Source organism: Treponema sp. R80B11-R83G3, assembly GCF_054786115.1.
The window spans coordinates 1-9,661 of record NZ_BDHF01000059.1 but is presented as its reverse complement, the minus strand read 5'-3'; the positions used below and the strand labels follow the sequence as shown (position 1 = coordinate 9,661).

Below are 9,661 nucleotides of genomic sequence, written 5' to 3'. Positions count from 1 at the left end.
TTATTTTATGGCAACAACAGAACTAAACGCGCTGAATAAAGCGCAAGCGTACCAACTGGCGGACATTACCAAAACCCCGCCGCAATTCGGCGCGATTACACCGCGCTGGCTGACACGTTTTTTGGAATTCAAAGGGCTTGACGCCGGTATTTACCGCGTGAACAAAGTGGTCGAGGGAGAAACGCCGCTTGACGTTCTCTGTTCATCGGAAAAAAAGAGCGCCGAGATTCCCGAAGGCTATGTACAGTATCAGCCAAAACCCCGGGAATATACCCTCAGCTCAATTTCTACCATTATAAACGTAGATACCGCCGTGGAGGATGTGTTTTCTTCGCCCTACGATCAAACAAAAGAACAACTTCATTTGGCGATTGAAAGTTTGCGCGAGAGACAGGAAAGCCAAATCATCAATAACGATGATTACGGCCTTTTAAAAAATGTTCCCGCCAGCCAGCACATAAAGCCGGGAAACAAAGCTGGTTCACCCATGCCCGATGATCTGGACGAACTGATTTCTAAAGTGTGGAAAGAACCGACGTTCTTTTTGGCGCACCCTAGAGCAGTCGCCGCTTTTCAGCGGGAATGTACGCGCAGGGGCGTTCCTCCTTCTACAACATCGCTTTTTGGCGGCTCGTTCATTCTTTGGCGCGGCATTCCAATCATACCTACTGATAAACTGTTTGTGGACGGTTTGAAAAATCCAAAAAGCAAAAGCGGAAAAACCAACATTTTGTTGGTGCGTACCGGAGAGGCAAAGCGCGGTGTTGTCGGTTTGTACCAGACGGGCTTGCAGAATGAACAAGGTAGGGGACTTTCCGTGCGCTTCAGGGGAGTAGATAACAAAGGACTCGCGTCCTACCTCCTGTCACTGTACTGCTCAGCCGCAATTCTTGCAGACGACGCAATAGCCGTTCTTGAAGATGTGGAAGTGGGTAACTACTATGATTACACCTAACGGTTACGGCTTGCCGGATCCGGAAGAACTTGAAAAGTGGGCGTTGACTTATTTTCCCGAACTTCAGGAAAAAAAGAGCGTAAAGGCCGAAGATGCCAAAACTGAATATTCTCCCGTTGTCGTGCCGTATACTGGCACGCCTACAGGGGCGCCTTCCGAAGAAGCGCTTTTTAAAAGCTCTCCTTTGGGAGTGGGCGGTTTTGACGTAAACCGTATCCGCGGCGATTTTCCCATCTTGAGTGAAAAAGTCGCGGGCGGCAAACAGCTTGTCTGGCTTGACAACGGCGCGACAACGCAAAAGCCAAACGCGGTGATAGACCGTATTTCGTATTTTTACAGACACGAAAATTCAAACGTCCACCGTGGCGCGCACGATCTAGCCGCTCGTTCCACTGACGCTTACGAAGCGGCGCGGGAAACAATCGCGAAATTTTTAGGCGCTCCGTCAAAAGACAATATCGTTTTTGTGCGCGGCACAACGGAAGGCGTCAACCTTGCGGCGCAAGCTTATGTGAAACCCCTGCTGAGTCCCGGCGATGAAATAATACTCACTATTCTTGAACACCACGCCAACATTGTTCCCTGGCAGATAATAGCGCAGGAAACCGGCGCGGTAATAAAAGTCGCCCCTGTTGACGATACGGGACAGATCATTTTGTCCGAATATGCGCGGCTTTTCTGCCGCCGCACAAAGTTTGTTTCCGTAACGCACGTTTCAAACGCGCTGGGAACAATTACCCCAGTTAGGGAAATGATTCAAATCGCGCATGGTAACGGAGTGCGAATCCTTATCGACGGGGCGCAATCTGTAGCCCACACTCCGCTGAATGTCAGCGAATTGAACGCGGATTTCTTTGTGTTTTCGGGGCATAAAATTTTCGGGCCGACGGGCATTGGCGCGCTGTATGGAAAAGCGGACGCTCTTGAAGAAGCCAAACCGTATCAAGGCGGCGGCAATATGATAAAAGACGTAACCTTTGAACGCACAGTGTACAATCCCGCACCATCAAAATTTGAAGCTGGAACCGGCAATATTGCTGATGCGGTAGGACTAGGCGCTGCTCTTGATTATGTGAGTGCCATAGGAATCGCAAACATAAGCGCCTATGAACACGAATTGCTTGATTACGCTACCCGCGAGCTAAAGCGCATTAACGGCCTGCACCTTATCGGCACAGCCGCAGAAAAAGCGAGCGTTCTGTCCTTTGTCCTTGACAACGCAAGCGTAGAACAAGTCGGCAAACATCTGGCAAGCAAAGGAATCGCCGTCCGCGCCGGCCATCACTGCGCCCAACCAATACTACGCCGTTTCGGCCTAGAATCGACAGTCCGCCCGACAATAGCGTTTTATAATACAGTAGAAGAAATAGATAAATTGGTAAGTGCAATTAGGGAATTGGTATGATTAGGGAGTGGGGAGTAGGGAGTAGGGAATAAGATTGTTGTTCGTTATCTAAGCGTGAAATTACACGCTATGTCTGCAAACAACAATCCGTTCCCTACTCCCCATTCCCCACTCCCCTTTATGTGAAAATCTTGGGGAATAAAATGGAAATTGACCATGAAATTGAACAAATCGCGGCAGAGTTACTGAGCGATTTTCAGAAGAAGCGCGATGTTGCTAAGCAGCCGGTAAAATCGATCATAGTCGAGATAATCGGCAAATTACAACATTTGCTGTTTCCGGGAATTTTTGAGAGCGTGTTAAGCGGCGGCTCCGCGAAAAATAAACTTAACGTTATGCTGGAAGAAGTTTCCAATGATTTAGCCGCGCAGACAAGATTGGCGCTTCGTTATGACATACGGTACAAAGACACGGAGCAGAGCGAGATTGACAAAATAGCGTGGGATATAACGCGGCAATTTATATTGAAGATTCCGGTTATTAAGGATTTTTTGGAAAAAGATATTGAAGCGGCGTATAACGGCGACCCTGCCGCGTACAGCAAGGCGGAAATCGTCATATCGTATCCTGGTATTTACGCCACAATGATTTACAGAATAGCGCATGAACTTTATTTATTGTCCGTGCCGCTGATACCCAGAATTATGAGCGAATACGCGCACAGCGCGACCGGCATTGACATTCATCCGGGCGCGGCAATAGGCAAGTATTTTTTTATAGACCATGGCACAGGCATTGTAATAGGCGAGACCGCCGTTATCGGGGACAATGTAAAATTGTATCAGGGAGTTACGCTTGGAGCCTTGTCAACTAAGGGCGGCCAGAGTATAAAGGGCGTTAAGCGTCATCCCAGTATAAGCGATAATGTTACGATATACTCAGGCGCTAGTATTTTAGGGGGAGATACCGTTATCGGAGAGGGCGTGGTAATCGGCGGAAACGCTTTTGTGATACGGTCCGTTCCTGAAAAAACCCGCGTCAGCGTAAAAAATCCCGAATTGCAGTTTAAGAGCAGCGGTAATATTTCCACCCACATGGAGTTAGATCAGCTTGATTTTTGGCACTATGAGATTTAAGATGTGTGTATGGATATAAGCACAATATGCGTACATGGCTCTAAAAAAAAGTTTGACACAACCGGAGCAGTAGCCGTTCCGATTTTCGCATCGGCTACTTTTGCCCATCCGGGAGTAGGGCAGAGTACCGGCTTTGATTACTCCCGCTCGCTCAACCCTACCAACGTACACTTGGAAGACACTGTTGCCGCATTGGAGGGGGGCAGTGAAGCCGTCGCGTTTTCTTCAGGTATGGCTGCGGTTTCCGCATTGATGGAACTGTTTTCGCCGGGCGACCATATCATTGCTTCCGATGATCTTTACGGCGGTACATTCCGTCTTTTTAAGCACATATCAGAAAAAAACGGCGTAAAATTTTCTTATGCCGCTGCTGTAAAAGATATAGAAAAAGAGCTAACTCCGGCTACAAAAGCCATATTTATAGAAACTCCGTCAAATCCTATGATGAACGTAATAGACATTGCAGTAGTAGCGGAGATTGCTAAAAAACATAAATTGCTTTTTATCGTAGACAACACTTTTCTTACGCCGTATTTTCAAAAACCGTTTTCTCTCGGGGCTGATATTGTCCTGCACAGCGGGACAAAATATTTAGGCGGACACAATGATACTTTGTCAGGGTTCTTAGTTGTAAAAGACGGCAGTCTTACGGAAAAATTACGTTTCATCGCAAAGACAACCGGCGGATGCCTATCGCCCTTTGACAGTTTCCTGATCATTCGCGGAATTAAAACTCTTGCAATTCGCATGGAGCGCCAGCAAGAAACCGCAATAAAAATAGCGCATTGGCTTTTAAAACAAAGCGCGGTAAAAAAAGTATATTACCCGGGATTAAAAGAACACCCCGATTATGAAATTTCCCGCCGCCAGGCAAGCGGTTTTGGCGGAATGTTATCTTTTTCCGTGAAAGACGGAAAAACGGCAGAACACATACTGGAAAGCGTAAAAGTAATAAAGTACGCCGAAAGTTTAGGTGGCGTTGAAAGTCTTATCACATACCCCATGCTCCAAACCCATGCTGACCTTCCCGAAAGCGAGCGGAACGCGCGCGGCATAGATGAGCGTTTACTGCGCCTGTCTGTCGGATTGGAAGCGGCGGAAGATTTAATCGCCGATCTTAAACAAGCATTTGTATAATTTGTATGAAATATAATTTTGACAAAATAATAGACAGGAGCAATTCTTACAGTATCAAATACGAACCTGCATGGCGCGGAAAACCCGCTGACATACTGCCCCTATGGGTTGCCGATATGGATTTCGCTTCTCCGCCCTGCGTACAAAAAGAAATTATCCGCAGAGCCAAGCATGGAATCTACGGGTACTCGGAGCCGGACTCGGCGTATTTTGATGTTACGCGCAAATGGTTTGAGAATCGCTTTAACTGGTCGCCACAGCGCGATTGGCTGACTATCACTCCCGGAGTGGTAAACGCCCTGTACATAGCCGTCCGTTCGTTAACGGAGCAGGGAGACGGAATTGTTATACAACAGCCTGTTTATTATCCTTTTGAATCAAGCATAAGAAAAACCGGACGGCAATTGCTTGTGAATGAGCTTGTGTACAGTGACGGTCATTACTATATAGATTTTCAAGATTTTGAAGAAAGAATTAAACAGGCAAAAATGTTCGTTTTGTGCAATCCGCACAATCCCGTAGGACGCGTTTGGAAGACGGAAGAGCTTACGCGAATGGGAGAGATATGCCTACGCCACAACGTCATTGTTATCGCCGATGAAATTCATCAGGACTTTATTTTTCCCGAGCATGAACACATTGTATTCGCCGCTTTAAATCAGGATTTTGCTGATATTACCGTAACTTGCACAGCCCCGTCAAAAACTTTTAATCTTGCGGGATTGATGAGCGCAAATATTTTTATTTCCAACAAAAACTTGCGCGAAAAATTTAAAGAGGAGTATGCGCGATGCGGTTTAAGCCAGCCGGGAGTAATGGGGCTTATCGCCTGCAAAGCTGCGTATCAAGACGGCGCACAGTGGCTGGAACAGCTTATAGATTATCTTGCGGGAAATATCGCTTTTCTAAAAACATATCTTTCCAAACACATTCCCAAAATTAAACTTATTGAACCGGAGGGGACATATCTTGCGTGGCTGGATTTTAACGCGCTTGGGATTCCCGCTCAAAAAATTGACGAAGCGATAACGCAAAAGGGGAAACTATGGCTTAGCGCAGGTCACACTTTTGGAAAAGGTGGCAAGGGCTTCGAGCGTATCAATCTTGCCTGTCCCCGCTCCGTACTTCACAACGCTCTGGATCGGTTAAAAAGTATTGACTGGGAAAGCGTGGAGAAGGAATAAATGATCGTTGTTAAAGATATTTCCAAAAGTTACGGAGAAGTTACAGCGGTAAAAAAAGTTGCTCTTGATATTCCTACCGGCTGTATTTACGGAATTATCGGCAGAAGCGGAGCGGGAAAATCGAGTCTTCTGCGTGTAATTAGCCTATTGGAAACCCCTGATACGGGCGAGGTCTGCTACAACGGACAACGTGTTGACACTCTGCGCGGCATGGATTTGCTTGAACAACGAAGAAAAATGGGAATGATATTTCAAAATTTTAACTTGTTTGGATCGCGTAACGTGTCGGGGAATATTGCCTACCCTTTGGAAATCGCGGGTCTTCCCCGCAAACAAATAGACAAGCGCATTGACGAACTGTTGGAAATGGTTGATATTGCCGATAAGCGCAAGGCGCGTTTGCGGGAACTTTCCGGCGGACAGAAACAGAGAGTGGCTATCGCCCGCGCTCTGGCTGCAAATCCCGAAGTGCTGTTCTGCGATGAAGCGACAAGCTCTCTTGATCCGCAGACGACAAGGTCGATACTTGCGTTGATCCGCGACTTACAACAGCACTTAAAAATTACTGTGGTACTGATAACGCACCAAATGGAAGTTATCCGCGAAATATGCCGGGAAGTGGCAGTGATGGATGGGTGAATTATCGTGGAGAGGGGAAGCGTCGCCTCTGTGTTTGAGTCGCCGCAAGCTTCCGCGACAAAGGAGATGGTTCATGCCTAAAGAAAAAATTATGGAAGTGTTGTCCATGCTGCCAACGGCGACATTGGAAACCGTGTATATGACTTTTGTATCAACTGTTTTAGCCTGCCTTCTTGGCTTCCCCTTAGGCGTGTATCTTTTTGTTACTTCTCCCGCCGGCATTGCCCCACGCAGTGTACTTTACAGTGTGCTTTCCCGAATCGTCAATATATTCCGTTCCCTTCCGTTTATCATTCTGATGATCCTGCTGATACCCTTTACGCGGCTGATCGTAAGAACCAGCATAGGTCCAACGGCGGTAATTATCCCCCTTTCAATCGCCGCCGCGCCCTTTGTCGCCCGTGTTGTCGAATCCGCCCTATCCGAAGTTAAAACCGGCGTGCTTACCGCCGCTCGCGCAATGGGCTCGACCGATTTTCAAATCGTTCGCAAGGTATTAGTCCCCGAAGCCATGCCCGCTTTGGTTTCCGGTCTCGCCCTGACCATCATAAATCTGATTGGCTACTCGGCAATGGCAGGGGCAATCGGCGGCGGAGGGTTGGGCAGTCTTGCCATAAACTACGGCTATTTCCGTTTCAGAACGGACGTTACTATCGGCGCGGTTATTGTTATTCTGATATTGGTAGAAGCGATACAGATGATTGGCACGGCAATTAGCAGAAGTTTATTGGCAAAACGGTAGATTAATCGGAAATTCAATAGATTTAAAATTTTTGTTTAATTTGCCAAATTCTATTGACAAAATTGTCGTTCTTTTTTATAATCCTATTAAACACATAGGAAATGTGTGTATACTATGTAAAGGAGAATTACTATGAAAAAACTAATCAGCCTACTGATCGTGGGCGCACTGGCTATGGCGTTGGTTTTTACCGCCTGCACCAAGAAAAAAGAAGCAGGATTAACTATTTCTGTAGGAGCCACGCCGGTTCCTCACGCGGAATTGCTTAATTTGATCAAAGATGATCTTGCGGCGAAAGGAGTCACCCTTAAAGTAGTGGAATTCACCGACTATGTACAGCCCAATGTGGCAGTAATTGCGGGCGACCTTGACGCTAACTTTTTTCAACACATTCCGTATTTGGATTCCAATGATGAATGGTCATCAAAACTGGTTTCCGCTTTTGGAGTGCATGTAGAACCTTTTGGGCTATACTCGGCAAAGTACAAAAATATTAAAGACTTGCCCAACGGTGCCACGATTGCCATACCCAACGATCCGTCCAACGGAGGACGCGCTCTGCTTTTGCTTCAGGCAAAAGGGCTTATAACTCTTAAAAACGGTGTTAAACTGACTGCCACTCCCCGCGACATTACCGATAATCCAAAAAATTTCCGTTTTCAGGAGCTTGAAGCCGCTCAACTTCCCCGTTCATTGCAAGACGTGGATGCGGCTACCATTAACGGCAACTATGCGCTTGAAGCCGGACTTAATCCCGTGAAAGATTCCCTTATCATTGAAGGGGAGGATTCTCCTTATGTTAATATCGTTGTAGTGCAGAAAGGCAGGCAAAATGATCCCGGCATCATTGCCCTGAAAAACGCTCTCCTCAGCAATAAGGTAAAGGATTATATCGACAGTCACTACGGCGGCGGCGTTGTAGCAGTATTTTAACGTTAAAAATTATGATATAAATAGCTTATGAATGTTTTAGACCTTGTAGGCAATACTCCTGTTATTGAATTGAAAAAAATATTCAATACTGCAAACGGGGTTTCCCTGTTTGCCAAAGCGGAGTATTTTAACCCTAGCGGCTCCGTTAAAGACCGCGCCGCAAAAGCTATGATGCTGCACGGCATTAACTCGGGACAGCTTACAAAAAATAAAATTTTATTGGACTCCACAAGCGGCAATACCGGTATCGCTTATGCAATGTTTGGCGCGGCGCTTGGTTACCGCGTCAAACTGTTTATGCCGTCAAATGCCAGCGAGGAAAGAAAAAAACTTATGCGCGCTTACGGCGCGGAAATTGTAGAAACAGACCCGCTTGAAGGCTCTGACGGCGCGTACCGCATTGTAATGGAGTTAGCCAAAAAAGAGCCTGACTTGTATTTCTTCCCCAACCAGTACGACAATTTTGAAAATCCGCGCGCGCATTACGAAACAACTGGGGTAGAACTGTATAACCAATGCAAACCTACTCATTTTGTCGCCGGAACAGGCACATCGGGAACTTTTATGGGCGTTTCCAGACGGCTAAAAGAGACTGATTCGTCTATTCAAATCGTTCTTATGCAGCCGGATTCGCCGTTTCACGGGCTTGAGGGAATGAAGCACATGGAATCGACCATAACGCCGAAAATATTTGACAAAAGCATTGCCGATTTGCATATCAAAGTGAAAACGGAAGACGCTTACAAAACATCTAGGCGGCTTGCCGCAGAGGAAGGAATATTTGTAGGCATAAGTTCAGGGGCAAATGTATTCGCCGCCATGGAAATAGCAAAAACACTGCCCGCAGGTTCGCGTGTCGCTACAATGCTATGCGATAACGGCAATCGCTATATGTCACAGCCGTTATGGAAAGATATTTAATGCTACGTCTTTCTCCTGAACTGGAAAAAAATATTAGGGCAGACGGCGAAACTGCCTATCCTAACGAATGTTGCGGCGTTTTAATCGGTGAAGTTGATAATGAGGGCGTTAAAACAGTTAAGAGTACGCTAACCATTAGCAACGCCAGTGAAGACGGCGAACAATACCATCGTTTTCTCATAACGCCGGAAGACATGATGAAAGCGGAACAGGCAGCAAGAGCGATGAAACTTGACGTTATCGGCTTTTATCACTCCCATCCCGACCATCCGTCCGCGCCGTCAGGTTATGATAAAGATCACGCTCTGCCTTTTTACTCGTATGTGATTGTCTCGGTAGACAAGGGCAAGTCGCAAATTCTTACAAGCTGGGAGTTAGCGGACGATAGAAGCGATTTTACGCGGGAAAAGATAAATTAAGGTTTTTCGTTAGATTTACTCTAATATATATCTCTTCCCCTATGTATTATTTTCTTACCTTTCCATTCTTTAAACATCTGGAAAAATTGAAGAATAAAATAAATACTACAAATAATGTATGACATGGTAATATTTTGAATAATTTCTTTTTGTATTTCCGGCAGTTTTAAAATAAAAATTAATGAATCAATATCGATTACTTTTATTTCTTTTAATATAAAAATAGAATAAGATATTAATATCCCTATAG

At 45.9% G+C, this 9,661-nt stretch carries 11 protein-coding genes; 10 read left to right on the top strand and 1 reads right to left on the bottom strand.

Annotated features, from left to right (window positions below; translation table 11 throughout):
* Positions 1-7 precede the first annotated feature (7 nt).
* From ACYVRH_RS08915 to ACYVRH_RS08870, 10 genes are all read left to right on the top strand, one after another.
* Complete coding sequence (locus ACYVRH_RS08915) at positions 8-955, top strand: family 2A encapsulin nanocompartment shell protein (protein WP_461256568.1); 948 nt, start codon at positions 8-10, stop codon at positions 953-955.
* Positions 942-2,360: a SufS family cysteine desulfurase gene (locus ACYVRH_RS08910; RefSeq protein ID WP_461256567.1), complete on the top strand. Its 1,419-nt coding sequence runs from the start codon at positions 942-944 to the stop codon at positions 2,358-2,360. Before ACYVRH_RS08915 ends, ACYVRH_RS08910 begins: the two co-directional genes overlap by 14 nt.
* Before the next feature lie 143 nt (positions 2,361-2,503).
* Positions 2,504-3,436 (top strand): serine O-acetyltransferase EpsC, encoded by a 933-nt coding sequence (epsC, locus tag ACYVRH_RS08905; RefSeq protein WP_461256566.1) that lies wholly within the window; start codon positions 2,504-2,506, stop codon positions 3,434-3,436.
* Positions 3,437-3,445: 9 nt separating this feature from the next.
* On the top strand, positions 3,446-4,573 hold the full coding sequence (locus ACYVRH_RS08900) for a trans-sulfuration enzyme family protein (protein WP_461256565.1): 1,128 nt from the start codon (positions 3,446-3,448) through the stop codon (positions 4,571-4,573).
* A gap of 5 nt (positions 4,574-4,578) precedes the next feature.
* Positions 4,579-5,757 (top strand): MalY/PatB family protein, encoded by a 1,179-nt coding sequence (locus ACYVRH_RS08895; RefSeq protein ID WP_461256564.1) that lies wholly within the window; start codon positions 4,579-4,581, stop codon positions 5,755-5,757.
* Positions 5,758-6,396 carry a methionine ABC transporter ATP-binding protein gene (locus ACYVRH_RS08890; protein ID WP_461256563.1) on the top strand — a complete coding sequence of 213 codons (639 nt, stop codon included), beginning with the start codon at positions 5,758-5,760 and terminating at the stop codon, positions 6,394-6,396.
* 73 nt (positions 6,397-6,469) lie between these two features.
* A complete protein-coding gene (locus tag ACYVRH_RS08885) occupies positions 6,470-7,138 on the top strand; it encodes a methionine ABC transporter permease (protein WP_461256562.1) in 669 nt (222 codons plus the stop codon).
* Positions 7,139-7,270: 132 nt separating this feature from the next.
* Positions 7,271-8,071, top strand: a complete 801-nt coding sequence (locus tag ACYVRH_RS08880; RefSeq protein WP_461256561.1) for a MetQ/NlpA family ABC transporter substrate-binding protein — start codon at positions 7,271-7,273, stop codon at positions 8,069-8,071.
* Between the two features lie 27 nt (positions 8,072-8,098).
* Positions 8,099-8,992 (top strand): PLP-dependent cysteine synthase family protein, encoded by an 894-nt coding sequence (locus tag ACYVRH_RS08875; protein ID WP_461256560.1) that lies wholly within the window; start codon positions 8,099-8,101, stop codon positions 8,990-8,992.
* Positions 8,977-9,411, top strand: coding sequence for a M67 family metallopeptidase (locus ACYVRH_RS08870; RefSeq protein WP_461256559.1), 435 nt, complete (start codon positions 8,977-8,979; stop codon positions 9,409-9,411). The genes ACYVRH_RS08875 and ACYVRH_RS08870 overlap by 16 nt, the downstream gene beginning before the upstream one ends.
* Before the next feature lie 20 nt (positions 9,412-9,431).
* On the opposite strand, the gene ACYVRH_RS08865 is transcribed toward ACYVRH_RS08870, so the two are convergent.
* The coding region (locus tag ACYVRH_RS08865) for a hypothetical protein (RefSeq protein ID WP_461256558.1) at positions 9,432-9,661 on the bottom strand (230 nt) is incomplete at its 5' end.